At 74.7% G+C, this 25,900-nt stretch carries 22 protein-coding genes; 9 read left to right on the top strand and 13 right to left on the bottom strand.

Going from position 1 to position 25,900, the window contains the following annotated elements; all coding sequences use genetic code 11:
- Positions 1 to 32: 32 nt before the first annotated feature.
- Positions 33 to 1,244: an aminoglycoside phosphotransferase family protein gene (locus tag ACIO5D_RS34535; RefSeq protein WP_400800051.1), complete on the bottom strand. Its 1,212-nt coding sequence runs from the start codon at positions 1,242 to 1,244 to the stop codon at positions 33 to 35.
- A 473-nt stretch (positions 1,245 to 1,717) separates the two neighbouring features.
- Here ACIO5D_RS34535 and ACIO5D_RS34530 point away from each other — a divergent pair, with 473 nt between their 5' ends.
- Positions 1,718 to 3,199 (top strand): hypothetical protein, encoded by a 1,482-nt coding sequence (locus ACIO5D_RS34530; protein WP_363610605.1) that lies wholly within the window; start codon positions 1,718 to 1,720, stop codon positions 3,197 to 3,199.
- A 103-nt stretch (positions 3,200 to 3,302) separates the two neighbouring features.
- Here the strand turns inward: ACIO5D_RS34530 and ACIO5D_RS34525 are convergent, their stop codons facing one another.
- The gene (locus ACIO5D_RS34525) at positions 3,303 to 3,788 is read right to left on the bottom strand and encodes a hypothetical protein (RefSeq protein WP_400800049.1); all 486 of its coding nucleotides are present in this window, start codon (positions 3,786 to 3,788) and stop codon (positions 3,303 to 3,305) included.
- A 290-nt stretch (positions 3,789 to 4,078) separates the two neighbouring features.
- Here ACIO5D_RS34525 and ACIO5D_RS34520 point away from each other — a divergent pair, with 290 nt between their 5' ends.
- Positions 4,079 to 5,587 carry a HEAT repeat domain-containing protein gene (locus ACIO5D_RS34520; protein ID WP_363610609.1) on the top strand — a complete coding sequence of 503 codons (1,509 nt, stop codon included), beginning with the start codon at positions 4,079 to 4,081 and terminating at the stop codon, positions 5,585 to 5,587.
- Between the two features lie 94 nt (positions 5,588 to 5,681).
- On the opposite strand, the gene ACIO5D_RS34515 is transcribed toward ACIO5D_RS34520, so the two are convergent.
- The 4 genes from ACIO5D_RS34515 to ACIO5D_RS34500 all read right to left on the bottom strand — a co-directional run bounded on the left by ACIO5D_RS34515 (position 5,682) and on the right by ACIO5D_RS34500 (position 8,315).
- On the bottom strand, positions 5,682 to 6,524 hold the full coding sequence (locus ACIO5D_RS34515) for an undecaprenyl-diphosphate phosphatase (protein WP_400658908.1): 843 nt from the start codon (positions 6,522 to 6,524) through the stop codon (positions 5,682 to 5,684).
- A gap of 235 nt (positions 6,525 to 6,759) precedes the next feature.
- Positions 6,760 to 7,464, bottom strand: a complete 705-nt coding sequence (locus ACIO5D_RS34510; RefSeq protein WP_400658848.1) for a class I SAM-dependent methyltransferase — start codon at positions 7,462 to 7,464, stop codon at positions 6,760 to 6,762.
- 163 nt (positions 7,465 to 7,627) lie between these two features.
- Positions 7,628 to 7,966, bottom strand: a complete 339-nt coding sequence (locus tag ACIO5D_RS34505) for a hypothetical protein (protein WP_363610615.1) — start codon at positions 7,964 to 7,966, stop codon at positions 7,628 to 7,630.
- On the bottom strand, positions 7,950 to 8,315 hold the full coding sequence (locus tag ACIO5D_RS34500; RefSeq protein ID WP_363610617.1) for a hypothetical protein: 366 nt from the start codon (positions 8,313 to 8,315) through the stop codon (positions 7,950 to 7,952). The genes ACIO5D_RS34505 and ACIO5D_RS34500 overlap by 17 nt, the downstream gene beginning before the upstream one ends.
- A gap of 493 nt (positions 8,316 to 8,808) precedes the next feature.
- Here ACIO5D_RS34500 and ACIO5D_RS34495 point away from each other — a divergent pair, with 493 nt between their 5' ends.
- Both ACIO5D_RS34495 and ACIO5D_RS34490 read left to right on the top strand, forming a co-directional pair.
- Complete coding sequence (locus ACIO5D_RS34495; RefSeq protein ID WP_363610619.1) at positions 8,809 to 9,036, top strand: hypothetical protein; 228 nt, start codon at positions 8,809 to 8,811, stop codon at positions 9,034 to 9,036.
- An 811-nt stretch (positions 9,037 to 9,847) separates the two neighbouring features.
- Positions 9,848 to 10,795, top strand: coding sequence for an aminoglycoside phosphotransferase family protein (locus ACIO5D_RS34490; RefSeq protein ID WP_400658845.1), 948 nt, complete (start codon positions 9,848 to 9,850; stop codon positions 10,793 to 10,795).
- 159 nt (positions 10,796 to 10,954) lie between these two features.
- On the opposite strand, the gene ACIO5D_RS34485 is transcribed toward ACIO5D_RS34490, so the two are convergent.
- The 4 genes from ACIO5D_RS34485 to ACIO5D_RS34470 all read right to left on the bottom strand — a co-directional run bounded on the left by ACIO5D_RS34485 (position 10,955) and on the right by ACIO5D_RS34470 (position 14,042).
- On the bottom strand, positions 10,955 to 11,827 hold the full coding sequence (locus ACIO5D_RS34485) for a biotin-dependent carboxyltransferase family protein (protein ID WP_400658843.1): 873 nt from the start codon (positions 11,825 to 11,827) through the stop codon (positions 10,955 to 10,957).
- Positions 11,811 to 12,524, bottom strand: coding sequence for an allophanate hydrolase subunit 1 (locus tag ACIO5D_RS34480; RefSeq protein WP_400800046.1), 714 nt, complete (start codon positions 12,522 to 12,524; stop codon positions 11,811 to 11,813). The genes ACIO5D_RS34485 and ACIO5D_RS34480 overlap by 17 nt, the downstream gene beginning before the upstream one ends.
- Positions 12,521 to 13,297, bottom strand: a complete 777-nt coding sequence (locus tag ACIO5D_RS34475) for a 5-oxoprolinase subunit PxpA (protein WP_363610625.1) — start codon at positions 13,295 to 13,297, stop codon at positions 12,521 to 12,523. The genes ACIO5D_RS34480 and ACIO5D_RS34475 overlap by 4 nt, the downstream gene beginning before the upstream one ends.
- Before the next feature lie 211 nt (positions 13,298 to 13,508).
- Entirely contained in the window at positions 13,509 to 14,042 is a 534-nt protein-coding gene (locus ACIO5D_RS34470) for a hypothetical protein (protein ID WP_363610627.1), read from the bottom strand.
- 210 nt (positions 14,043 to 14,252) lie between these two features.
- On the opposite strand from ACIO5D_RS34470, the gene ACIO5D_RS34465 reads away from it, so the two are divergent.
- From ACIO5D_RS34465 to ACIO5D_RS34455, 3 genes are all read left to right on the top strand, one after another.
- Positions 14,253 to 15,788 (top strand): hypothetical protein, encoded by a 1,536-nt coding sequence (locus ACIO5D_RS34465; protein WP_400760519.1) that lies wholly within the window; start codon positions 14,253 to 14,255, stop codon positions 15,786 to 15,788.
- 106 nt (positions 15,789 to 15,894) lie between these two features.
- A complete protein-coding gene (locus ACIO5D_RS34460; protein WP_363610629.1) occupies positions 15,895 to 16,770 on the top strand; it encodes a hypothetical protein in 876 nt (291 codons plus the stop codon).
- 131 nt (positions 16,771 to 16,901) lie between these two features.
- Entirely contained in the window at positions 16,902 to 21,467 is a 4,566-nt protein-coding gene (locus ACIO5D_RS34455) for a hypothetical protein (RefSeq protein ID WP_363610631.1), read from the top strand.
- Positions 21,468 to 21,635: 168 nt separating this feature from the next.
- Here ACIO5D_RS34455 and ACIO5D_RS34450 read toward each other — a convergent pair whose 3' ends face one another.
- Both ACIO5D_RS34450 and ACIO5D_RS34445 read right to left on the bottom strand, forming a co-directional pair.
- On the bottom strand, positions 21,636 to 22,136 hold the full coding sequence (locus ACIO5D_RS34450; protein ID WP_400658836.1) for a hypothetical protein: 501 nt from the start codon (positions 22,134 to 22,136) through the stop codon (positions 21,636 to 21,638).
- A 160-nt stretch (positions 22,137 to 22,296) separates the two neighbouring features.
- Positions 22,297 to 22,992, bottom strand: coding sequence for an FCD domain-containing protein (locus ACIO5D_RS34445; RefSeq protein ID WP_363610635.1), 696 nt, complete (start codon positions 22,990 to 22,992; stop codon positions 22,297 to 22,299).
- A gap of 235 nt (positions 22,993 to 23,227) precedes the next feature.
- Here ACIO5D_RS34445 and ACIO5D_RS34440 point away from each other — a divergent pair, with 235 nt between their 5' ends.
- The gene (locus ACIO5D_RS34440; protein WP_400658834.1) at positions 23,228 to 23,794 is read left to right on the top strand and encodes a gluconokinase; all 567 of its coding nucleotides are present in this window, start codon (positions 23,228 to 23,230) and stop codon (positions 23,792 to 23,794) included.
- Entirely contained in the window at positions 23,791 to 25,185 is a 1,395-nt protein-coding gene (locus ACIO5D_RS34435; protein WP_400658832.1) for a GntP family permease, read from the top strand. The genes ACIO5D_RS34440 and ACIO5D_RS34435 overlap by 4 nt, the downstream gene beginning before the upstream one ends.
- Positions 25,186 to 25,265: 80 nt before the next feature.
- Here ACIO5D_RS34435 and ACIO5D_RS34430 read toward each other — a convergent pair whose 3' ends face one another.
- Positions 25,266 to 25,886, bottom strand: a complete 621-nt coding sequence (locus ACIO5D_RS34430; protein ID WP_400800043.1) for a TetR/AcrR family transcriptional regulator — start codon at positions 25,884 to 25,886, stop codon at positions 25,266 to 25,268.
- Between the last annotated feature and the right edge of the window lie 14 nt (positions 25,887 to 25,900).

Raw genomic sequence — 25,900 nt, 5'->3', positions numbered from 1 at the left:
CCGGTCCATGTCCCGCCCCGTCCGCGGCCGCCTCAGCGGGTGCCGACGGCGGCCCGGACGGCCCGGCGGGCCAGCGCGGCGTCGTCGTACAGCCGGCGGATCATGATCCGCTGCTCCTCGCCGGCGCCCGGCACGTCGTACAGCCGGATCTCCCGCATGAGCACCAGCACCAGGTTGACCAGGAACGCGTCCCGGGCCATCGTGCCGCCGCTCTGCGCGAGTTGGCTGATCTGGCGGCGGGCGGCGGTGTCCCCGGAGAGCACGCTCCACAGCACCGCCAGGTCGTAGCCCGGCAGGTACCAGCCGGCCTGCTCCCAGTCGACCAGCACCGGCCCGGACGGTGCCAGCAGCATGTTGCTGAGCAGGGCGTCGCCGTGGCAGAGCTGGAGCGGGGTGTGGCTCAGGCCGTGCAGCAGCCCGCGCAGATCGCCGGCGTCCCGGTCGGTGAGCTGGCCCACCGAGTGGTACCGGGCGATCTCCAGCTGGTAGTCCATCCTCGGCTGGAACACGTCCGTCGGCGGCCGCCACAGGTTGAGCGTGCGGACGGCGGTGAGCAGCGCCCGTACCTCGCCCGGGGTGGGCGCGTTGACGGGGTGGCGCTCCCGGGCGGCCGGGCGGCCGGGCACGCGCTCCATGACGAGCACGCAGCGGTCGTGGTCGGCCGCGACCAGCCGGGGCAGCCGGACCGGCGGACGGTGCCGGACGAAGGCCCGGTAGACCGTGACCTCGTGGTGGAAATCGGCCACCAGCTGCTCGAAGTACTCACTCCGCACCGCCTGCGGGGCCAGGCACTTGGCCACCACCGGGGCCCGCCCGATGGTGCCGGCCACCAGGATGTGGCGGCTGCCCTCCCGAAGGACCTGACGCGGGGTGAACGCGGGACATATCCGCGCGACACCGGCCAGCGCGGCCCGCACCGTCGGGGTCTGCAGCGCCGCCGGGTCGATCCGCTCGGCCGTGCCGGGCTGGCCGGGCCGGTGCGGCCGCAGCAGCCGGCCGTCGGTCGGGCGGGCGCCCGGGATCCGGGCGCCGGGCGGCAGGACGGTTTCGGGGCCGCGCAGCCCCAGCGCCGTACGGCCGGCGTGGCCCCGCGCGTCCGTGGACCGGCCGTCGGCCCCGCGCGGGGCGGCGGGGCGGCTCGGTGGCGGCACCTGCTTCGGCCCGGGACGGCCCGCGGCTGCGGTGGGGGGTCGCAGCGCGGTGCGGGCCGCGGTCGGCGTAGGGGTGGTCGCTGAGGAGTACATGGGGTGAGGGTGGTCCCTTCCTGTCCGTCGGGCGGGTGTGCCCCGCGGTGCGGGGGAGGGCCGGTGCCGCGAGCTTTCCTGGCGTGACGGCGGCCCTTGGGCGGTGCGGTGGGTGGAACGCGGGCGCCGGGCACGGACGCGGGGCCGGAGCCCCTGCGGCGAGGTGCCGGCCGTCCGCACCCTGGGGAATGCGGTCGGCCGGACTGCCGTGGCCGTGCCCGGCGCCCCCGCGCCACCCGGCCGCGCCACCCCCTCGGGTGAGGACCGGGGACGCCCCATGACACGGGCGGGGGAATGCCCCGACCGGCCCTGGGAGGCCGCCCGACCCGAGGGGCGAGGTGGCGCACCTCTACAACACACCCGATCGCCACTGGTTAAGAATGTGGCGGACCCTGGCGAAGCATGGCGAATACTCGCCCGGCACCTGACGGAGCCTCTAGCCTCGAACCAGCCGAGGAACCTGGGGGCTTCACGTGAGCAGGGGACCCAACACCCGACTCGCCGATCTGTTCGTCCTGACCGGATGGTCCAAGGGCGAACTCGCGCGGCTGGTCAACCGGAGGGGTGCCGCGATGGGACAGCAGCAGCTGTCCACCGACACCTCGAGGGTGCGGCGGTGGATCGAGCACGGGGAGATCCCGCGCGATCCGGTGCCGCGGGTGCTGGCGTCCGTGTTCACGGAGCGGCTCGGCCGTGTCGTCACCACTGAGGACCTCGGTCTGGAACGACACCGGCCCACCAGGACCGGAGCGGCGCAGTCCGCAGCAGTGCCATGGGAGCCGGATCGAACGGCCGCGGTCCTCACCGAGTTCACGGGAATGGACCTCATGCTGAACCGACGTGGATTGGTGGGTGCGGGTGCCGCGCTCACGGCCGGGGCGGCCATCGCCGACTCCTTGAAGGGCTGGCTGGGCGGGGACGCGGTCGCCTACGCGGCCTCGGTGCCGGGCCCCCGCCAGATGATCACCCAGGGCGGTGTCCGCCCGGTGGTCGACGTGTACGACGCGGGCCCGGTCGGGCTCGACGAGGTGGAGGCGCTGGAGCGCTCGGTCCAGGTGTTCCGGGCCTGGGACGCGGCGCGCGGCGGCGGACTTCAGCGCAAGGCCGTGGTCGGCCAGCTCAACGAGGTGGGCGGGTTGTTGACGCACCGCCACAGTCCGCCGGTGGAGCGGCGGTTGTGGCTGGTCGCGGCCAACCTGGCGGTGCTCGCCGGGTGGATGTCGCACGACGTCGGCCTCGAACCGACCGCCCAGAAGTACTTCATGATCGCCGCCGAGTCCGCCAAGGAGGCCGGGGACCGCCCCCGGGCTGGCGAGGCGATCTCCCGGGCCGCCCGGCAGATGGTCCACCTGGGCCGGGCCGACGACGCGCTCGACCTGATGGCGGCAGCCAAGGCGGGCGGTGGCCGGGCGCTGCCCAGGACCCGGGCCATGCTGAACACCGTGGAGGCCTGGGCACACGCCTCGATCGGGCACTCGCAGGACACCTGGCGGCTGCTCGGCGAGGCCGAGGAACTGTTCGCCGAGGACGTGTCCGAGCCACCGCCGTCCTGGATGCAGGTGTTCGACGAGGCCGAGCTGCGCGGGATGCAGGCGCTGGTGCTGCGCACCCTCGCCGAGCACGACCCGGTGGCCGCCCCGCAGGCCAGACAGCAGGCCGAGCGGGTGATCAAGCTGCGCGAGGGCACCGGACAGCTGCGCTCGGCGCTGTTCGACCGGATCACCCTGGCCTCGGTGCACTGGATCACCGGGGAGCCGGACGCGGCGGAGTTCCAGGCCAAGATGGTGATGAACCTGATCGGCCAGAACTCGTCCCACCGGACCTGGGACCGGCTGCGCGAGATGTACCGGCTGACCGCCCGCTACCGCGGCGTGCAGGTGGTGGACGAGCTCCGGGCGGAGCTGGGGCGGGAGTTGCGGGTGGCGGACGCCAAGCACCGCCCGAAGCTCGCCTGAGCCGGCCTCCGGCCCGGGGCCGGTACCTTCGCCGGCGTGTCCGGTGCTGTCCGCTGTTCTCCGAGCCGTCCCCGGCGGGTCCGTGGCGCCCGGCGGGTCGGGGTCAGACCGGGGTCGTCCCGCCGTCCTGACCGGCCGGCCGGAGCAGCATGCGCAGGGCGGTGACGGTGCCGTCCGCGCCGAGCACGGGCTCGCCCGCGTACTCGACCGTGCCGTGCCCGCCGCCGGGCCGGCGCACCTGCACCGTGCCGACGGCGCAGCGGCCGTGCACCAGCGCGTCGGTCATCATCCGGCGCAGCATCGGCCGGTCCGCCGCGTCGAGCCGGTCGGGCAGCCGGTCGAGGCTGAGCGGACCGTGTCCGGGGTCACACCCGAGCAGCCGGAACGTCTCCGCCGACCACCGGACGTCGTCGGTGAGGAGGTCCCACTCGGCCGAGCCGATCTCGGGGCCGGGTGGCGCCTGCGCCGTGCCGGTCGCGCCGTCCGCTCCGCCGTCCGTCCCGCCCCCTGCCGGGCCCTTCGCCGGGCCGCCCGGCCCGGCGGGGGTGCCGGGCGGGCAGGGATCGGGGGCGGGGGCTGGCATGCTCATGGCGGCTCCATCGCTCCGAGGGTGGCGGGGTGCCGGGAAGGCCGTCGGGGGTGGTGAAAAAACTGTCGCACAGCCGCGTCACCCCTGCGGGGGATTTGAACAGATCCTGGCAAAAGTCCCCCGGCATATGCCAGTAAGGCATCGGGGGCCGTCGCCCTGTGTGCGGCGACGTGCGCGAGGCGGTAACCTTCGGTGATTCCGGCGCCCGGGCGCCCACCGCAGTACCGACCAGAGATCCCGGCGACGGAAATCCCGTTGCCACTACGACCGCCGCAACGGATGCTGACCTCATGTTCGAGCCAGTGATAGCGCCCAGTGCCAGCCTCCTCGGCCTCCTTCAGCGAGGCCGCGGTGACGGGCAGCTCCATGCGCTGGCCGCCGACCGCACCGAGGCCATCGCCGCACTGGAGGAGTGCGTCACCAGGGATCCGCGAGCCGACTGGCAGGTCGAGAACCGCTCCCTCTACTACGCGCGCCTCTACATGGAGCTGGAGGCACCGCTCGACGGTATCGAGGACCACCTCCACGACCCGGAGGACCTTCTCGACGACGACGAGGGCCGCACCGGTCTCGCCCTGTCCGTGCTGGGCCACCTCGCCGCGTACGGCCGGCGCGACGCGCTGCTGATGCTGCGCGAGTACACCGCCACCGGCACCAACTGGGCCTGGGCGCTGGACGAACTGGCGCTGAGGGACGACGACCGCGGGCTCCTGCTGCTCGGCACCGCCGTCCTGGACCGGTTCGCGCCGGGCCCCGAGGGCGACGCCGAGCTGCGCGAGTTCATCCGCGGCGCGTACGAGCCCAGGCCCTGGCGGCTCTGGGCCGCGTACCACCCGAGGGTCGCCGCGGCGAGCGAGCAGTCACCCTTCGACCTCTGGCAGCGCCAGCTGAACCGCAGCGGCGTCACCCCCGGCTGGTCGACCGCGGACGTGCTCGCCTGGGCCGACCAGGGAGACCTCGGGGGCCTCGGTGCCGGTGCCTTCGCCCGGCAGCCCGACCGCCCCGAGCCGGCCCGTGACGCCGGCGAGACCGACGGCCCCGACGCCGGGGACCGCCGGGCCGCCGCCGCCGCCCGCTGCCTGGCCGCCGTGGTCCGCCCCGAGGACCGTCCCGCCGTGCTGGAGGCCGCCCGCGGCGGACTGCCGGGGGCCCGCCGGGCCGCTCTGCGCTTCCTGGTCGACCAACGCGACCCGGCCGCCGCCGCCCTGATCGAGGCCGCCGCCGCCGATGTCGACGACCGGATCGTGCGCGCCGCCCTGGAGCTGCTCGGCCGGATGCGCGGCCCCGAGGCGCTGGCCCACGCCCGCCGCTGGGCCGATCCGGCCACCGGCGGCGCCGACAGCGCCCTCGGCGAGGCCGCCGTCCAGCTGCTCGCCGACGCCGGCGAGCCCGGCGACGGACCGCTGGTGGTGGCCGGGCTGCGCCGCTGGGTCTCCGTCCGCGGCGTCACCGGTACCGGGCTCGGGTCGCTGGTCGACGGCGCGGGGCGGCTGGCCGCCGCCGAAGCCGTCCCCGTCCTGCGCCATATCTACGGTGAGGCCGCCTCGTCCGAGCTGCGTGGCCGCGCCGCCCGCGCGCTGGCCGTGACCGACGTGCACTTTCCCGAGGGGCCGGCCGTCGAGTGCCTCTGGGACTGCGAGGAGTCCACCCGCGAGCTCGCCGCGCGGCACGTCGCCACCACGGGGGACGCCCGTGTGCTGGAGCGCCTGCGCCGGCTCGCCGCCGACCCGGCCGAGGAGGCCGAGGTCCACGCCGCCGTACGCGGCCGTCTGACCGCCGCCCGCGAGCGCGGTCGCTAGGTTCTCCGCACCGCATACGACGAACGGCCCGGGCGCTTGTGCCCGGGCCGTTCTGCAATGCCGTTCTACCGACGTGTCCGCGACGTCCGCCGCGCTACTTCACCACACCGGCGTCGGGGGCCAGGGTGCCGATGCTCACCAGGGTGATGATCAGAATGCCCAGCAGCACCCGGTAGACCACGAACGGCAGGAAGCTGTTGTTCGAGATGTACTTCAGGAACCAGGCGATCGCCGCGTAGCCGACCGCGAAGGCGATGACCGTTGCCAGGATGGTCGGTCCCCAGGCCGGCGCCGGGCCCTCGCCGATCTTGAACAGCTCCAGCGCGCCGGAGGCCAGCACCGCGGGGATGGCCAGCAGGAACGAGTACCGGGCCGCCGCCTCGCGGCTGTAGCCGAGCAGCAGACCGGCGCTGATGGTGCCGCCGGAGCGCGACACGCCGGGGATGAGCGCGAGCGCCTGGGCGAAGCCGTACCCGACCGCGTGCGGCAGGGTCAGGTCGGTGATCGGCTTGGCGTTCCGGACCGCCCGGCTGCGGTCGGCGACCGCCAGGATCAGGCCGAAGACGATCAGCGTGGTGCCGATGATCCGCAGATCGCGGAGGTTGGTCTCGATGCTGTCCTGGAACAGCTTGCCGAGAATGCCGATCGGCAGGGTGCCGATGATCACGAACCAGCCCATCCGGGCGTCCTGGTGCGAGCGCAGCGCCGGGCGGAACAGCGAGAGCGTCCAGGTCTTCACGATCGAGGCGATGTCGCGGCGGAAGTAGATCAGCACCGCGGACTCGGTGCCGAGCTGGGTGACGGCGGTGAACGCCGCGCCCGGGTCGTCCCAGCCCAGCAGGGCGGAGAAGACCCGCAGGTGGGCACTGGAGGAGACCGGCAGGAACTCGGTGAGCCCCTGGATCAGGCCGAGGACGGCCCCGTGGAACCAGTCGATCACCGGGCACCCGCCGGGGGTATCCGTCGCTCGATGCGCATCAGCGGTCCTTGTCGGTCGGTGCGGGAGCATGCCCGATGGCATGCGCGGGGGACATGCCGACGGCATGCGAACAACCGGTCCCGTCCGGCCCTCGGGCCGCGCGCGGGCCCGGCGCGCGCCTGATGGTACGCGGTGAAGGTGACGACTTGGCGATCACCCCCGCTCCGGGCCCCCGCTCCGGCCCCCGCCGGGCTCAGCCGGTCCGGTGCGGCACCGGCCGGGCCTGGACCCACGTCCGGTCGTCCGTGAGGTACCCCTCCACGGCCAGCCCGGCGTCCGCCAGCGCCCGCTCGAACTGCTCCGTGTCGAGCGGCCGGGCGCGGAAGGTGTGGGTCCAGCGTGCGTCGGGGAACTCGTACTCGATATGGACCGAGTTCACCCCGTCGCCGACCGGGGTGGCCGACACCACCCGCATCAGCCCGTCCCGGCCGACGGGGCGCTCGCGCGGTACGTTCCGGTACCAGTCCTCGCCCTCCCGCTGCACCAGGACGCTGCCGTCGTCCGCGACGTGCCGGCGGCAGGTCTCCAGCAGCCCCCGGCGGACCGTCGGGTCGCCGGCGTGCACCAGGAACGAGGCGAGCAGGACGACGTCGAAGCGCTCGCCGAGATCCAGGTGCTCGATCGGGCTGCGGACCGTGCGCGCCCCGCGCACCCGGGCCAGCATCTCGGGCGACTCGTCCACGGCCGTCACCGTGAAGCCGCGGTCGAGCAGCGGGTGTGTCATCCGGCCGACGCCGCAGCCCAGTTCGAGGATGCTCGCGCCGGCCGGTACCGCCCGTTCGATCACCTCCGGCGAACCGTCCACCGGCAGCCGGGACCACATCTCGACGGCGCAGCCGTCCGGCGTGATCGCTCCTGGCCCCGTCCCGTCGTATCCATCGCGTCGCTCATCACCCATGCGCCCCATCCGAACACGGGCGGCCGGAACTGGGAAGGGGGTGCCGGGAAGAGGTACGTGGCGGTCCGCTTCCCGGGCGTGCGGGCCCGCGCGCGGGACGGAGCCGCGCCGGTACCGGTCCGATCGACGGCCGGTACGGGCGCGGCTCCGGTGTGCGGCGCCGCTATCGCCGGCGGTTGCTCCCCTCCGAGGCGAAGAAGAAGCCGAACGCCGCGCTGGCGAGTGCCATCACGGGGGTGAACAGCACCGCGAAGGCCTGGAGCTGCTCGCCGCCGAAGTGGGTCCAGCGGCCGAGCACCAGGGCGATGGTGGGGATCACGGCGAGCAGGCCCATGATCCACAAAAGCCCGACCGCCAGCAGGCGTCGGGTCTGGGACATGTGCTTCTGGTTGTTGACCTCCAACAGGAAGTCGTTGGTGTTCAGCCCGCGCCTGGAGGGCTCGTCGTTCTCGGACAGGACGTGCTGTCCGGGCCGCTCGGCGCCCTCAGAGATCTCGGTCACGGCATCCTTCCTTGCCGGCCTCGCAGTAGAGCCGGGCGATCGGCCCGGACACCGAGGCGACGTCGCACAGGCCGTTGCCGGGGGTCTCGTCCTCGTGCAGGAGCCGCTGCCCCGGCACGAGGGCCGGAATGGTCTGACTGATGATCAACTCTGGATCCTCGGGGGTCGGTTCAGGAACCGACTGGCCCGCGTAGACGTTCACCACGCTGTCTGCTGCGGCCATTCTGGGGCAGCCGAAGTCCAGGCTGACCCGGGTGGAGACCGCGGAGCCGGGCCTGGGGAACAGGTGACGCACGAAGGCGCAGCGGTCCTGTCCCGGCTCGCCGCTGCTCGCGGAGACGGTCGACATGCTGTGGTTCTCCCTCACTGAAGTGCCCGTCGGGGCAGGGGAGCAGCGGCGCAGTTCCCTGCAGCGTGCTGCAGGAGGGATCCTACAGACGGAAGGCGGATTGAATCAACATCAGATCAACATTGAATGTGCATCTTGTGCGTACCAAAGGAGTGTCCCAGGTGTATCTACTTGACATCGCATGTGGGTCTGGGGAGGATTGAACGCATCGCCAGAACTGCAGGGGGAGCACCATGGGTTGTCCCGACCAACAGTCCCGAGCGTTACGGGCCGGTCCTCGGCTATGGCTCGACTCGGTTGACGTGACGGCGTGCCGGCGCGGCGTGTGACGGATGCGGACGCTCTGCAGTCCGTTGTCGTGCGTTTCCGCTCACACGCGGTCCCACCTTGCTCGTGATGGCAGCCAATCAAATGTGCCTGGGTGTGCTGTGTTCACGCCCGGGCTGCGCCGTGGTTCCTATGCTGCGGCGTTTTCGAACGAGGGGCCTGCGGCATGTCCGAGAACACTGAGACGAAAACCTTCACCCGCCTGAGCATCAACATCAACAGCGAGACGGAAGAGGTGTTGAAGCGGCACAAGAAGCGCGGCACCTCCATCACCGAGACGGTGCGACGGGCCATCGCCCTGCTGGACCTGGTGGAGCGGGAGAGCGAGCGCGGGAGCAAGCTCCAACTGGTCGATCGCGAGGGATCCGTCCGGGAACTGCTGCTGCTCGGATGAGCGTGCGGCCCGGGTGGGCGGTGCGGCCGGGAGACCGGGTTCGGCTCCCAGGGACATGACCCGCGCCGGTGTGCTCGGCCAGTGGTGACCGCGGTCCGACGGACTGCGCCATGGGGATGGTGGCGCCAGTTCGCGTGGTCCCTGCCGGCGAGCGCCGCGAGGAGAACGGCCCGAGGGGCGCCGGACGGTTCGGCGCCCCTCGGGCTTCTGTGCGCCAAGAGCTGATCATTCGTCAAGGAATCACCGAAGAAAGGCCAGTTGGGCACAGAACTCGTTCATTGATGGCCCGAACGTTTTGCCCGAACCGGGTACGCTTGCGGGAAGCTTCTGTTCCGGCCGACCTGCGCCCCGGGCGGCGAGAGCGGAGGCGGACGGGGAGCCGTGTCCCCGACCTGCCCGGCGAAGCGCAGAACTCGCCACACGGCACAGGCCGACCCGATAGGACGGGTCGGCCCGGTCCGAGAGACGGCTCCCTCGCCGGCCTCGCATCCCTGGCGTGCGGACTGCCAGGGGTGCGAGGCCACGTCCGCCCCTCCGTCATTGCTCCGGTCCCTCGCCCGCGGGTGGAGCGTCCGAGTGCCATCCTCCTCCGGAACGGGCCGGAAAACCGTCGTTCGGCGGAACTCGCACCCCGGAAATCCCCCTCTGGGGAAGTGAGTTGGCGATTGCTTGTCGGCGGTCGCGCCGAGCCGGCGGTCCCCGGTGGGGGAGCGGCGGCCCGGAGCGGGTGATGCGGCCGGGCCGATGGCCGCGGCGGGCCGTGTCAGGCTTGCCCGGAAGGACAGCCCGGACGTGCCAGCAGGAGCCCACCATGCCGAAACACCCGCCCGGCCCCGCGCCGATCGATGTCCCCGACGCTCTGGCGGCCTCTCTCACCGCGTTCCTCGGCGAGGCCGGACGGGTTTGGGCGGCCGGGCTGCCGTCACTCGCCGGCGCACTGCTGGAGAGCTGGGAGCTGCGCCCGGACGGCCCGCCCGCGCACGGCGTGGTCGGGCTGGTCGTCCCAGTGCTGCGCGCCGACGGCACGCCCGCCGTGCTCAAGCTCCAGCCCGTGGACGAGGAGACGGCGGGCGAGCCGGTGGCGCTGCGGGCCTGGGCCGGCCGGGGCGCCGTCCGGCTGCTCGCCCACGACCCGGCGTCCGGATCGATGCTGCTGGAACGCCTGGACCCGGACCGCTCCCTGCTCGCCGTCCCCGACGACCTCGCCGCGCTGCGCGTCCTCGCGGAGATCCTGGCCGGCCTGACGGAACGCCAGGCCCCGCCCGGGCTGCGCCGGCTGGCGGACCTCGCCGACGGCCTGCTGGCCGGGACTCCGCCCGCACTCGCCGTGCTGGCGGACCCGGCCGACCGCCGCCTGCTCGCCGACTGCGCCGCGGCCGTCCGCGAGGTCAGGGACGAGCCCGGCGACCGCCTGCTGCACTGGGACCTGCACTACGGCAATGTGCTCGCCCCGGCCGGCCCGGACGGCCGCGCGCCCTGGCTCGCCATCGACCCCAAACCGCTCGCCGGCGACCCGGGCTTCGAGCTTCTCCCCGCGCTCGGCAACCGCTGGGACGACCTCACCGCCACCGGCGACGTTCCGCGCGCCCTGCGCCGTCGCTTCGACCTGATGACCGACGTCCTCGCCCTCGACCGGGCCCGGGCGACGTCCTGGACCCTCGGCCGGATCCTGCAGAACGCCCTCTGGGACCTGGACGACGGCGCCCACGCGATCGACCCCGCCCAACGGGCCGTGGCCGAGGCCCTGCTGGCCCGCTGAGCTGTCTGCTGGGCACCCAGCCGAGCCCTTGCCCGCCGAGCCCCTGCCCGCCGAGCCCCTGCCCGACGGACCGCCCTCGCCGGCGGGCCGTCGGCAGCCCCTTGCCGCCGCCCGGTCGTGATCATCGGGCCGGCCGACCGCACCGCCTCCGGCGCTCCGTCAGCGCCCCCGCAGCGGCACGAACCGGACCGGGGTGCCAGGGCGGGCCTGGGCGGCGAAGGCGAGGTCGGCGGGCGGGACGACGCCGATGACGGGGTAGCCGCCGGTCGTCGGGTGGTCGGCGAGGAAGACGACCGGCAGGCCGTCCGGCGGGATCTGGACCGCGCCCAGCACCATCCCCTCGCTGGGCAGCTCGCCGCCGCGGGCGCGGGCCACGGCGGGGCCCTCGGTGCGCAGCGCGATCCGGTTGCCGGCCTGCGCCACCCGGTAGTGCTCGCGGGCCAGTCGGGCCACCGACCACGGGTCGAACCAGTCCGTGTGCGGCCCGAGCCGGAGCCGCAGGACCAGTTCGACCGGGGGCGCGGGCAGTGGCACCAGATCGGGCGCGGGCCGGTACGACGGGGGCGGGCCGACGGGCAGCCGGTCGCCGACGGACAGCGGGGCGGGGCCGAGACCGGAGAGCAGGTCGGCGGACCGGCTGCCGAGGACCGGCGGCACGGCGATCCCGCCCGCCACCGCCAGATAGCCGCGCACCCCGTGGGTGGCGGCGCCGATGTCGATCAGCGCTCCGGCGGGTACCGCGACCGGCGCGCCCCAGGCGGCGGCCCGGCCGTCCACCCGGACCGGGGCGGGGGCTCCGGTCGTGGCGAACACCACCGGTCCGAGCGCGCGCAGCGCGACCCCGCCGAGTGTGCTCTCCAGCGCGGCGGTGCCCGGGTCGTTCCCGACGAGCCGGTTGGCGGCGCGCAGCGCGGGTTCGTCCAGTGCCCCGGCCCGGGGCACGCCGAGGTGGGCGACGCCGCGCCGGCCCAGGTCCTGAACGGTGGTCAGCGGCCCGGGCCGGACCACCAGCAGCTCACTCAGCGCCGCCACCCCGCACCGCCGGGGACGCCTGAGCCGGGGCCGCCCGCCCGCCGCCGTCGCGCACCGCCGTGAACCGCACCCGCGTACCCGGCGCCAGCAGTGCCGCCGGCTCGCGCCCGGTGTCCCAGAGCGGCAGCGCCGTGCGGCCGAGGAGCTGCCAGCCGCCGGGGGAGGAGCGCGGGTAGACGCCGGTGTACGGGCCGGCCAGCGCGACCGAGCCGACCGGGACGGCGCTGCGCGGGGTGGCCCGGCGCGGCACCCCGTACCGCTGCGACAGGCCGGTGAGATAGCCGAAACCGGGGGCGAAGCCGCAGAACGCGACGACGTACTCGGGCTCGGTGTGGATCCGGACGGCGGCCTCGGCGGAGACCCCCCACAGTGCCGCGACCTCGCCGAGGTCGGCGCCGTCGTACACGGTCGGGACCTCCAGCAGCGGGCCGGGCGTGCTGCTCGCCGCCGTCGGGCGCACCCCGCGCAGCAGCGCGGTCAGCGCGGGGAGGTCGGCGACGCCGTCCAGCAGGACGGTCCGCGCGGCCGGGACGATCTCCTCGACCCCGGGCAGCGCGCCCGCCGCCCGGCGCTCCCGCAGCCAGTCGTACAGGGCGCTCACCTCGGCCGTCCCGGCCACCTCGACCAGCAGCGCCCGGTCGCCGACGGGTCGTATCCGCCCGAACGGCTCGGGCCCGCCGGCCACCTGGACGGTCATGTGAACGCCTCCACCCGCACCCCGGCCGAGGCGAGCGCGCCGCGCACCCGCCAGGCGAGCTGGGCGGCGCCGGGGGTGTCCCCGTGCACGCAGAGCGAGCGGGCCTCGACGGCGATCGGCTCGCCGCCGACCGCCTCCACCACGCCGTCCCGGGCGATACCGACGGCGCGGGTGATCACCGCCTCGGGGTCGTGCACCACGGCGTCCGGGTCGCTGCGCGGCACCAGGGTGCCGGCCCAGGTGTACGCGCGGTCGGCGAACGCCTCCGTGACCACCGGCAGCCCGACCCCCTCGGCGACCGCCAGCAGCCGGGAGCCCGGCAGGCCGAGGACGGGCAGCGGGCCGTCGCAGACCGCGCCGGCCCGCAGCACGCCCGCGACCACCGCCTCGGCCTGGTCGGAGTCGGCCACCACCCGGTTGTAGAGGGCGCCGTGCGGTTTGACGTAGGAGACCCGGGAGCCGGCCGCCCGGGCGAAGACCTGGAGGGCGCCGATCTGGTAGGCGATCTCGTCGGCCAGTTCCTCGGGCGGGACGTCCATCGCGCGCCGGCCGAAGCCGGCCAGGTCGCGGTAGGAGACCTGGGCACCGATCCGTACGCCGCGCTCGGCGGCGAGCGCGCAGACCCGCCGCATCGTCGACGGATCCCCGGCGTGGAAGCCGCAGGCGACATTGGCGCTGGTCACCACGGAGAGCAGTGCCTCGTCGTCGGTCAGCGTCCACCGCCCGAACCCCTCACCGAGGTCCGCATTGAGATCGATCACCGCATCGGCCACGCCCGTCCGCCTTCCAGCAGCTGTTGAGCCAGATGGTAGGGCCTGTGTGTGAAGGCCGTTGCCCGATACCCGACCCCTCCCGGGCCCACCGGCGCGCACCGCTGCCGTGCGCGCTCCCCCGGTCGGCTCAGCCGATCGTCCGCCCGTTCGGGCCGCCTCCGTGGTCTGCCCGCTCGTCCGGCCGCTCGTCCTGCCGTTCGGGCGGGCCCGCTCAGCCGGTGACGGGAGTCGCCCCCGCCCGCCGCTCCAGCGGGCGCAGCGCGCGCAACACGATCAACAGCGGCACCACACCGACGATTCCGAACGACATATCGATAAATCGCCAGTACAGCGGGATGTCCCGGAGCGGTCCGCAGATCAGGGCGAGCGGAATGACCCCGGCGCACGCCAGGACGGCCCAGCGGATCACCCAGACGTTGCGCACCGGATCCTTGATCGGGCCCCAGAACGCGGCCGCGATCACCAGGTGGGCGAAGGCCAGCCAGTCGGTGCCGTACGCCAGGAAGGGGTAGCGGGCGTTGGTCTCGGCGACGCCGTCGCGGACCCGCTCGGCCCACTCCAGCAGCGTGGGGAACCGTTCGGTCACCGGGGCGCCGGGGCCGGCCGCGAAGTCGGCCAGCCACCTGGTCTCGGACTCCAGCGGGAAGGCCGTGAGGCCGCTCAGCACCAGGCAGACGACGAAGAACCAGAGCCACTGCCGCACCCTGCGCAACGCGGCGCGTTCGCTCTCGGACGTGCTGTTCATGCCGGAAACCCCCAGGTCGAGGAGGCGGTCCGGGCTTCTCCCGGCCACCTGGAAGTGACTCTAGACCTCGGAATTGAACATGTTCAACTCGCCTTCCGTGTCCGAGCGGGAGCTCCTTCGCCCGCGCCGCCGGCGGGACCCGCACCCACCCGTAAGGCCCGTTTCGGTCGTTGTCGGTGCGAACCTCTAATCTTGTCCACCGTGACCGCCATCGCTGACCCGCCCATCGAGCACGGCCCCCGGCCGCCCGCCGGCCCCGCCGCTGCCGCCGTGCGGCCTGCGCCCGGCCCCGCCGCCGACGAGGGCCTCGCCCGCAGGCTCAAGGCGCTGGCCTGCACCGCCCCGCTGCACGACCTCGACAGCCGCAAGGTCAACCTGGCCGGCGAGTACGGCGGCTACGCGATGGCCGAGGTCGGTCTCGCCGCGATCGACCTCGTCACCCTGCACATGGACTTCGACACCGGGGCCGACCGCGAGATAGTGCTCGCCCGGATGCTGCCCAGGGTCGCCGCCCAGGCCGCCGCCCGGCCCGCCGCCGAGCACGAGCGGGTCGCCCGCTGGGTGCTGGAGTCGCTGATCAACGTCGGCAGCGTCGACCGCGGCTTCCGCGCGGTCTACGGCACCTTCGGCCCGGACGGCGAGTACGTCCGCCGCGACTACGACTTCAAGCTGATCGAGGAGGTGCCGGGCCCCGACGGCGGTATCTACCTGCGCACCACCGACGAGGCGGTCAACGTCCTGGTCGGTGCGCTGGACACCGATGTCACCTCGGCCCAGATCGCCGCCGAGGTCAAGCTGGAGGTGCTGATCCGGCGCGGCCGCCTGGCCGACGCCCAGCTCGCCGCCGAGCAGGCCCGGTACCGCACCGTCCAGTACGCCGAGACGCTGCGCCGCGCCCTCGACGCGACCCGGCGCAATGTGCGCGCCGTGGACTGGATGCACGCCATCCCCGACCTCATCGACGAGGCGCTCGACCACATCGCCGACCGCTACCGGCACGAGAACGCGATTCTCACCAACATCCGCAAGGCCCGCGACGAGGCGGAGGACCAGGAGCACAAGCGTCGCGCCGCCGAGCTGGTCGACATCGTCAAGGACTGCATCCGCCGCCACACCCAGCTGCAGACCCGCCTGCTGGAGGCCGGCCCGCTGTTCCGCGCCGAGCAGGACCGCCAGGCCTTCGCCACCCCCGGCGCGCGCAGCGGCATCGACCTGTACGGGCAGCTGCTCGCCCCGGTGCTGCGGCTGCCGATAGAGCAGGCCGTCCGGCCCACCGGTGCCTTCTTCGCCCGCGGCATCGGCCTGCGCACCCCCGTCGCGGTGCGGGTCGCAGACCTGGTGGACCTGCTGCTCACCCCGCCGGTCGAGCGCGAGCACCTCGGCGCGGAGCTGCCCGACCCGGACCTCGTCGCGACGCCGGACGACAGCCGCTTCTCCGAGGCCCAGCTGGAGGCCGCGCTGGAACTGCTCGACCTGCCCGCCGACGCGCCCCGCCGGCTCTCCGGCCTGCTCGCCGACGCCCGCCGGCAGGACCCTGAACTCCCGTACCTGGTCGCCCTGCTGGCCGTGCACGCGGCCAGCCCGCCGGTCGGCACCGCCTACCGCCAGGGCGAGGAGCGGCTGCTGTTCGCCGTCGACGACGGCACCCCGCTGCGCGACCCGGAGTTCGGCGGCGCCGACCTCATCGTCGGCAGCGCCCTGCTCGACGCGGCCGGAATGGCGGCCGACCGCAAGGACGCCAGTTGACGAGCGGCCAGTTGACGAGCGGTCGGTTGACGAACGACCGGCCGACGAAGCCGATGGCCCGCCACCACCGCACCACGATCCATGACAGCCCCGAGGAGCACCGCCCGTGACGACCCACCACGACACGTCCTGGGCGACCGAGACCGAGCCCGCCGCGCCCGCCGCGATCACCCCGGGCGATGTCGCCGACGCCGCCCGGCTGGTCTCCTTCGGGCTCCAGGCCAAGCTGCTCCCGGCCCGTGACGCCGAGTACGCCGAACTCGTCCGCCGCCACCGCGAGGACCCGGCCTTCGCCCGCCTCGCCGACGCCGTCGCCACCGGCATGGGCCTGGTGGTGCTGGAGGTCTCGCCGCGCGCCGGCATGGCCGTCGCCGCCGCCGAGGACTCCGTCTTCGCCGTCCGGATGGGCGACTACTCGCGCCGCGCGGCCTCCGAGTCCACCGACCGCTTCCTCCACGGCCTGGCCCACCTCGCCGTCGCCGCGATGGCCTTCCCCCGGCCGGAGGACCTCGCCGACGACGGCTACCTCGGCCGGATCACCGTCAACGGCGTGGACTCCTTCGTCCGTCAGGCCTGCCGCCGGCTGGAGGAGCAGGCCGACGCCACGGGCGCCAACACCGACCCGCAGAGCGACGCCCCCGGCCTGGAGGCCGCCTGGCGGGTCTGGGCCCGGCGCACCGCCACCGGGGCCACCAAGGACGCCCGTCGGCTCTCCGGCTCCACCATCGGCATCGTCGCCAAGGCCGTGATGTTCCTGGTGGAGTCCGGCTTCCTGCAGAAGACCTCGGACGACTCCGGCGGCACCTACCGCACCACCGCCCGCTACCAGCTCCAGGTCCGTGACCTGGCCGGCAGCGCCGCCATGGCCGAACTGCTCGACCTCGGTATCGTCGCGGTCTCCGACGGCACCGCCAGCCTGCTGCCGCCGGACACCGGCGACGAACTGGTCGCCGACGCCGGGCTGCCGTTCCACTCGCTCTAGCCGCACCCGCCCCCACCGGGACGGCCCGACCCGGCTCACCCGCACCGCCCGCACCCCCCAACCCGAGCAGCACCACCCGAGCAGCACCCACCCGAACCGAACCGCCTGCCCGCACTGGAGAACCGCCGCACATGTACGAGCTCAACCGGGTCCGCCTCTACTCGATCGGACCGGCCGGCGCCCGCTACGCCGACACGGTGCTCGACCTGCGCGGCGTCGGCGAGCCCGTCGCCGACCCGGCCCCCCAGCAGATCGGCTTGTTCGGCGAGGAGGCCGAGGGCCCGGTCCGCCGCCCCGCGCCCGCCGGCGTGCTCTTCCTGGAGAACGGCGGCGGCAAGTCCGTCCTGCTCAAGCTGATCTTCTCGGTGATGCTCCCCGGCCACCGGAACACCCTCGGCGGCGCCAGCTCCGGCGTGCTGCGCAAGTTCCTGCTCGCCGACGACTGCGGCCACGTCGCCCTGGAGTGGCAGCACACCGTCACCGGCGAGCCGATCGTGGTCGGCAAGGTCAGCGAGTGGCGCGGCCGCCAGGTCTCCTCCGACCCGCGCAAGTTCGCCGAGACCTGGTACTCCTTCCGCCCCGGCCCCGGCCTCACCCTGGACTCGCTGCCCGTCGCCGAGCGGATCAGCCTGGCCGGCGACCAGAAGGCCCGCGGCCGGCGCCGCACCATGAAGGGCTTCCGCGACGCCCTCACCGAGGCCGGAAAGGCCCACCCCCACCTCGACCTGGTCTTCGAGGACGGCCACGACCGCTGGACGGAACACCTCGGCGACCTCGGCCTCGACCCCGAACTCTTCCGCTACCAGCGCGAGATGAACGCCGACGAGGGCGAGGCCGCCGGCCTCTTCGCGGTCAAGCACGACAGCGACTTCACCGACCTGCTGCTGCGCGCCGTCACCGACACCCGCGACACCGACGGCCTGGCCGACCTCGTCCACGGTTTCGCCGCCAAGCTCGGCCGCCGCGCCGAACTCACCGCCGAACGCGACTTCACCGCCGGCTCCCTCGACCTGCTGGAACGCATCGCCGAGGCCACCACCGCCCGCGAGAGCGTCCGCGAGGCCCACCGCACCGCCGAGCGGCGCACCCGCCGTCTCGCCCACGCGCTCACCTCCCGCGCCGCCGCCGAGCGCGACCGCGCCCAGGACCTCGCCATCGAGGTGGCCGCCGCCGCGAGCGCCGTCACCGCCGCCGAGGCCGACCGCACCCGGCACACCCTGATCACCGCCGAGCTCACCCACCGGCACGCCACCCTGGGCCTGGCCGCCGCCACCGCCGAGGCCGCCGCGCTGCGCCGCGAACTCACCGACGCCCGCACCCTGCACTCCGCCTGGCAGGCCGCCGAGACCGTGCTGCGCCAGCGCGCCGCCGCCGACCGGGTGGCCCGGGTCGCCGCCGCCATCCGCGAGGCCGAGCTGGACGCCGCCCCGGCGCTCGCCGCCCGCGCCCGCGCCGCCACCGCCCTCGCCCGCGCCCTGGAGAGCGCCGCCGCGGCGGCCGAAGCCCGGGCCGACACCGAGGAGCAGCGCGCCGGGGAACTGCAGGCCGACGGCTCCAAGGCGCAGTCCGACGCGACCGAGGCGGCCACCGCCGCCCAGAAGGCCCGCAGCGAGGCCGACCACCTGCGCCAGCGGCTGGCCGAGGTCGAGCAGGAGACCGCGGCCGCCGTCGAGGCCGGCTGGATCGACCCCGACACCGCCGAGCCCGACCCGGCCCGCGCCGCCCTGTACGCCGCCGACGTCGAGAAGAGCGCCAGCGCCGCGCTCGCCCAGGCCCGTACCGCCGCCGAGGCCGCCGCCGCCCGGCTGCGTGAGGCCGCCGCCGCCACCGGCCGCGCCGAGCTCGGCGCCGCCCGCGCCAACGACGCCCGCAAGGCCGCCGCCCAGACCCTCGCCGTCGAGCAGCGCACCGCCGCCCTGCTCGCCACCGAGCCGCGCCTCGCCGACCTGCTCTCCCTGACCCCGTACCAGGAGGGTGCCGAGGAGGAGGCCGGCTTCCTCACCCCCGCCGTCCTGGACCGTTCCGCGGAGGCGCTGCGCGAGCTGCTCGACGAGGCCATCGCCACCGCCGAACGCACCCTGTTCGACCTGCGCACCGCGGCCGCCGACGACTCCCGCATCCTCGCCGCCCTCGGCGACGGCGGCCTGCTGCCGCCCGGCCCGGACGTCCTCGCCACCGTCGAGTACCTCGGCGAGCACGGCATCCCCGCGCTGCCCGGCTGGCGCTACCTCGCCCAGTCCGTCGACCCGGCCGACCACGAGGCCATCCTCGCCGCCCGCCCCGAGCTCGTCGACGGCGTCGTGGTGACCGACCCGAACTCGCTGGACCGGGCCCGCGAGACCCTGCGCTCCGCCGCCCTGCTGCCCCGCTCCACCGTCGCCGTCGGCGCCGCCGCCGCCCTGATCGCCCCGATCACCGACGAGCCGGCCTTCTTCCTCGTCCCGCCGAACCCGGCCATGCACGACGAGAGCGCCGCCGACGACGAGCGCCGCGAACTGCGCACCCGCGCCACCGCCCGCGAGGAGCACATCCGCGAACTCGCCGCCCGGCTCGGCGGCGACCGCGCCCTCGCGGCCCGCCTGGCCTCCTGGCACGCCAGCTGCCCGCCCGGCACCCTCGCCGAACTCGCCGCCGCCGCCGAGGCCGCCCGCGAGCGCGCCGAGCAGGCCGCCGCCGCCCTGGCCACGCTGCGCGCCGACCACGACGAGGCCGAGACCGACCACGCCGCCGCCGCCTCCGCCCACGAGGAACACCGCGAGGCCGCCCAGCGCGCCCGCCGCCGCGCCGACGCCCTCTCCGGCCTCGCCTTCCGCCTGCGCGAACGCGCCGGCTGGACCCGCGGCCTGCGCGAACTTGCCGAGGACGCCACCGAGTGCGACCGCCGCCAGGCCCAGTGCGCCGAGCGCGCCCGCACCTGCGACGAGGACCGCCGCGCCGCCCAGCGCGCCGCCGACGACGCCCGCCGCACCGCCCGCACCCTGCGTGCCGAGCGCGCCGAGATCCCCGCCGCCGAGCAGGCCGACGAGCCCGCCGGCACCGCCCCCGCCGCACTGCCCGCCCTGCGCGAGGCCTACCGCGCGGCCTCCCAGCTCTACGAGAAGGTCGGTGTCGGCGCCGACCTGCGCGCCGAACAGGCCCGCGCAGAGGGCGACGAGGCCGCCGCCGCGACCGAACTCGACCGCCTCACCAACAAGGTGCGCACCCGCGCCGAGGAGCTGCTCAACAGCCCCGACGGCGCCGACGGCCCGGCCCGGCAGGCCGCCGCCGCCCGCGCCGAGGAGCTGGTCGCCACCATCGAGGCCCGCGCCGCCACCGCGAGCGAACAGCTCGGCCGGCTGCGCGGCGAGGCCGAACGCTCCGCCCCCGCCGACGGCGAGGCCCACACCGAGCTGCCCGAGGACCTCGTCCCCACCGACCCCGAGCACGCCCAGGTCCTGCTGCGCACCGCCACCAGCCGCCTGGCCGAGCGCCGCGAGAGCGTCGACACCGCCCGCACCGCCCACGCCGACCTGCAACGCACCTTCGACGCCGCCCAGGCCGCCGCCGCCGACTTCGACGAGCACGCCGGGCAACTGCGCGACGGCCTGCGCGAGCACCAGGACGACGCCGACCAGCCGGTCGAGCCCTACCTCGGCGCGCTCCCCGACGCCCGCACCGCCGCCGCCGAGGCCCGCCGCGCCCTGCGCACCGCCGCCGGCGAGCTCTCCTCCGCCGAACTCGCCGTCCGCGACGCCTCCGACGCGCTCGTCCGGCACGCCAACGCGGCCCGCTACGAGGCCGTCCGCACCCCGGCCCGCCAGCAGATCCGCGAACTGCCGGCCTCCGCGCTGCCCGACCACGCCGCCGCCTGGGCCGCCGCCTTCGCCCCCCGGCTGCGCGTGCTCACCGACGAACTCGCCCAGCTGGAGCGCAACCGCGGCTCGATCGTGGACCGTCTGCGCGGCCTGGTCGAGTCCTCGCTCACCACCCTGCGCGCCGCCCAGCGGCTCTCCCGGCTCCCCGAGGGCCTGGGGGAGTGGTCCGGCCAGGAGTTCCTGCGCATCCGCTTCGAGGACCCGGACCACGCCACCCTGGTCGAGCGCCTCGGCGAGGTGATCGACGAGGCGACCCGTGCCGCCGTCAAGAAGAACAGCGACCTGCGCCGTGACGGCATGTCACTGCTGCTGCGCGGTGTCGCGGCCGCGATCGGCCCGCGCGGCGTCGGCGTCGAGATCCTCAAGCCCGACGCCGTGCTGCGCGCCGAGCGGGTGAGCGTCGGCCAGATGTCCGACGTCTTCTCCGGCGGCCAGCTGCTCACCGCCGCCATCGCGCTCTACTGCACGATGGCCGCGCTGCGGGCCAACGACCGCGGCCAGTCCCAGCTCCGGCACGCCGGCACGCTCTTCCTGGACAACCCGATCGGCCGCGCCAACGCCACCTACCTGCTGGAGCTCCAGCGGGCCGTGGCCGACGCGCTCGGCGTCCAGCTGATCTACACCACCGGCCTGTTCGACACCACCGCGCTCGCCGAGTTCCCGCTCGTCATCCGGCTGCGCAACGACGCCGACCTGCGGGCCGGTCTGAAGTACATCTCGGTGGAGGAGCACCTGCGCCCCGGCCTGCCCGCCCCGCAGGATCCGGACGGCCCGGCCGTCCACGGCGAGATCACCGCCACCCGGATGTTCAAGCGCCCCGCGGAGGTGCCGGCCTCGGCCTGACCGGGCCAGGGCTTGTCCGACAATTCGCGTCGTATCGGCGCGCGGCGGGAATTGTCGGACAAGCCCCGGCCTCACCGCCATGCTGACGATCGCTCATCTCAGTGACATCCACCTCGGCCAGGACCACGGGGGAGACGGCGGTGCCCGCGCCCGGCCCGCGTCGTACGGCTACGCGGTGGGCAACCGGGGCTGAGGCCCGCCCGGCCCGCCCGCGTATCCCTGGCCGGGGTACGCCTGCCCGGGGTAACCCTGCCCCGGGTGCGGCCGAGGGGGAAGGGCCTGTCCCGGGAACGCCCCGGTGCCGGCCGGTGACCCGGACTGCGGCCCGGGCTGCGGCCAGCTCTGGGGCGGCAGCGGGGCCTGCCGCGGCACCGGGCGGGGGAGCGGCCGGGCCGCGGTCCGGCCGCCCGCCATCGGGGACGCCGAGTCGGGCCCGCGCATCCGCTGCGCCGCGATCTGGCGCGAGATCAGGATCTCCAGCAGGCACCACATCGTGCCGAACACCCCGAGCCCCATCGCCATCATCGCCGGCGTCATCAGCCAGCTGTCCGCGTACGAGGCCAGCGTCGCGACCACCAGGCCCACCAGGGTGAAGGACAGGCAGAGCACCGCGCGGACGACGGCGGCACGTACCTCGTCGGGCAGGCGGCGACGGCGAGCGACTGACATCGGGCGACCCCCCGGGCGCGGTCACGTGGCAGGGAGGGCACGCAGAACGCGCCCCTGGGAAACACTCTGCCCCATGCGGCCCGGACTATGCGTCCGAATCCGGCGAACTGCCGCCAAACCGTGTGATCCGTCCCAGATGACCGCAAGACGTGGCAGACCGTCAGCCCAGCTGCTGGTTCAGCTCCTCCAGCGCACCGGCCACGATCGTCCGCATCGCCTGCTCGGCGCGTTCGGCGTCCCGCGCGCAGATCGCCTCCGCGACCTCGCGGTGCAGCCGGATCGCGTAGGGCTCCGGCTGGTGGGGCATCAGATGGTACTCGGTCCGGCCGGTCAGCACCGCCCCTACGGTGTCGCCGAGGTGGGCGAACATCTCGTTGCCGGAGGCCCGCAGGACGGTGGCGTGGAAGGCGATGTCGTGCCGGAGGAAGGCCTCCAGGTCGGCGGCCCGCGCCGTCATCGTCAACTCAACTGCCAGCGCGCTGAGTTGACGGCAGTCGTCGTCGCCGGCGTGCCGGGCCGCGAGCGCGGCCGCGGCCGGTTCCACGGCCACCCGCAGGGATCCGAGCGAGCGCAGCTGCGCGGGCCGGTCGGCGCCGGCCAGCCGCCAGCGGATCACCAGCGGATCGAAGACGTCCCAGTCCGACCTGGGCTGCACCGTGATGCCGACCCGGCGGCGGGACGCGACCATGCGCATCCCCTCCAGGATCCGCACCGCCTCGCGGACCACCGTCCGGGACACCCCGTACCGCTCCTCCAGCTCCTCGCCGCGCAGTACCGCCCCTTCGGGGATCTCACCGGACGCGATGGCCGGTCCGAGGTCGGCGAGCAGTCGGCCGGGCAGCCCCTGGATCTCCATCCGCCCAGCTTAAGGCGTGTCTCATGATTCGCGGCGGGCGGGCGGATCGTCAGACAGGCCCAGCCTCCCCGCCCGGCTGCCGCGCCGGGCCGTCCCGCCGGGCCGTCCTGCCCGGGGTCCCGCCTTCTCCGGCCGCCCGACCTTCCGCAAAAGTATGACGATTTGGTTTCTGCCACTTGAATACGTCATATCTTTGGAGCGATAGTGGCGGCCAGGCAACGAAGGAGCACCACCCATGGCTCTCAGCGTCGAGAACCACGACACCACCGGACCCACCCTCCCCACCCCCCTCACGGTCGTGGTGATGGGCGTCTCCGGCGTCGGCAAGACCACCCTGGCCCGCCTCCTGGCCGACCGCCTCGGCCTCCCCTACGCCGAGGCGGACGACTTCCACCCGCCCGCCAACATCGCCAAGATGTCGGCCGGCATCCCGCTGGACGACGAGGACCGCGCGCCCTGGCTGCGCGCCCTCGGCACCTGGCTGGGGGAGCGTGCCGACGCCGGCACGGGCGGCGTGGTCACCTGCTCGGCGCTGAAACACCGCTACCGCGACACCCTGCGCGCGGCCTGCCCGGGCGCCTTCTTCCTGCACCTCAGCGGTGGCCACGAGCTGGTCGAGGACCGGCTTGCCCACCGCACCGGCCACTTCATGCCGCCGTCGCTGCTCGACTCGCAGTACGCCGCCCTGGAACCCCTCCGGGCGGACGAGCACGGCGGCGTCCTGGATGTCGGTCCGTCCCCCGAAGAACTCGTCGAGATGGCCGCGGCGCTGCTGCGGCCCGTCAATGGAGACCTCGCGTGAGCCCGTCCCCCACCCTGCTCGCGGCCGCGCCGCCGGCCCTGCCGCACACCGGCAGTGACACCCAGCTGCTGATCGCGGTGCTGCTCAGCATCGGCGCCATCGTGCTGCTGATCACCAAGCTGAAACTGCACCCGTTCCTGGCCCTCACCCTCGGTTCGGGCCTGCTGGCCGCCGTCGCGGGAGCCCCCTTCGACAAGCTGCTCAGCAGCTTCTCGACCGGCTTCGGCTCGACCGTGGCGGGTGTCGGTCTGCTGATCGGCCTCGGTGCGATGCTCGGCAAACTGCTCGCCGACTCCGGCGGGGCGAACATCATCGCGGACACCGTGCTGTCCCGCTCGGGCCCCCGGGCGCTGCCCTGGGCGATGGCGCTGATCGCGGCCGTCCTCGGGCTGCCGCTGTTCTTCGAGGTCGGGGTCGTCCTGCTGATCCCGATCGTGCTGCTGGTCGCCCGCCGCGGCAACGTGCCGCTGATGCGGATCGGCATCCCCGCCCTGGCCGGTCTCTCGGTGCTGCACGGCCTGGTGCCGCCGCACCCGGGCCCGCTGGTCGCGGTCGACGCGCTCAAGGCGGACCTCGGGGTGACCCTCGCGCTCGGTCTGCTGATCGCGGTGCCGACCCTGATCATCGCCGGCCCGCTCTTCGCCCGGCTCGCCGAGCGCTGGGTCGGACCGCTGGCGGTCCCGGAGGCCACCGCCCCGGAGGAGACCGAGAAGCCGGAGCACGCCCCGTCCTTCGGCGCGGTGCTGGCGACCATCCTGCTGCCGGTCGTGCTGATGCTCGGCAAGGCGCTGGCCGACGTGGTCGTCGACGACCCGAAGGCGATGCCGCAGCGGGTGTTCGACTTCATCGGCTCGCCGCTGATCGCCCTGCTCGCCGCGACCCTGCTCGGCATGCTGACGCTCGGCCGTGCGGCCGGCTTCTCCAAGGCCCGGATCTCCGACACCGTCGGCAGGTCGCTCGGCCCGATCGCGGGCATCGTCTTCATCGTCGGCGCGGGCGGCGGCTTCAAGCAGACCCTGATCGACGTCGGTGTCGGCAACGCGGTCAGCGAGTGGTCGGGCAAGTGGCACATCTCGGCGCTGCTGCTCGGCTGGCTGATCGCCGTGCTGATCCGGCTGGCCACCGGCTCCGCGACGGTCGCCACCATCACCGCCGCCGGTATCGTCGCCCCGCTCGCCGCCGACATGTCGTCCACCCACGCGGCCCTGCTGGTGCTGGCCATCGGCGCGGGCTCGCTCTTCCTCTCCCATGTCAACGACGCCGGCTTCTGGCTGGTGAAGGAGTACTTCGGGATGAGCGTCGGTCAGACGCTCAAGTCCTGGTCGGTGATGGAGAGCGTCATCTCGGTCGTCGCCATCGCCCTGATCATGCCGCTGAGCCTGATCATCTGACCGCGTCCCACTTCCGCCGCAGGGCGGCACCCGTTCACCACGGATGCCGCCCTGCGGCGTTCCCGGGCCCGCCGCCGTACTCAGCCCAGCAGGCCGGTGAGCACCGCGGTGGCCGCGTCCAGCAACTGCTTCGCCGCCGGGCCGCCGGCCGCCGTCCGGGCCAGCACCCCCTCCCGGGCGGCCAGCACCACCTCGGCGGCCTGTCCGGCGGCCGCGCCCGGCGGCACCAGCCCCGGCATCGCCCGCTCCAGCAGCCCGGCCAGTGCCGCCGTCACCGCGCGGTCGTGCCGGGCGACCCGGTCGGCCAGCCCGGGGGTGCGGGCGGCGAGCAGGCGGAACTCCAGGAAGAGCAGGATCCACCCGGTCTCTTCGGGCTCGACCCGCAGCAGCGCCTCGACCAGCCGCCGGGCCCGCTCCTGCGGGGCCAGCTCCTCGCAGGCCGCCGCCAGCCGTTCCAGTTCGGCCATCCGCCCGGCCGCCTGCTCGTCGAAGAGCGCCAGCAGCAGGTCCTCCTTGGCGGCGAAGCTCGAGTAGAAGGCGCCCCGGGTGTAGCCGGCGGCGGCGCAGATGTCCTCGATGCTCGTCCGCGCGTAGCCGTCGGTGAGGAAGAGCCCGGCGGCCGCGGCCAGGATCCGGGCCCGGGTGTGGACGCGGCGGCGCGGCGGGCGGGGGGCGGCGGGTTCGGCCTGGGGTGGGTTCACGGCCACACGATATA

The organism is Kitasatospora sp. NPDC087315, from assembly GCF_044744345.1.
Classification (GTDB): domain Bacteria; phylum Actinomycetota; class Actinomycetes; order Streptomycetales; family Streptomycetaceae; genus Kitasatospora.
This window is presented reverse-complemented; position numbering and strand designations above follow the sequence as displayed.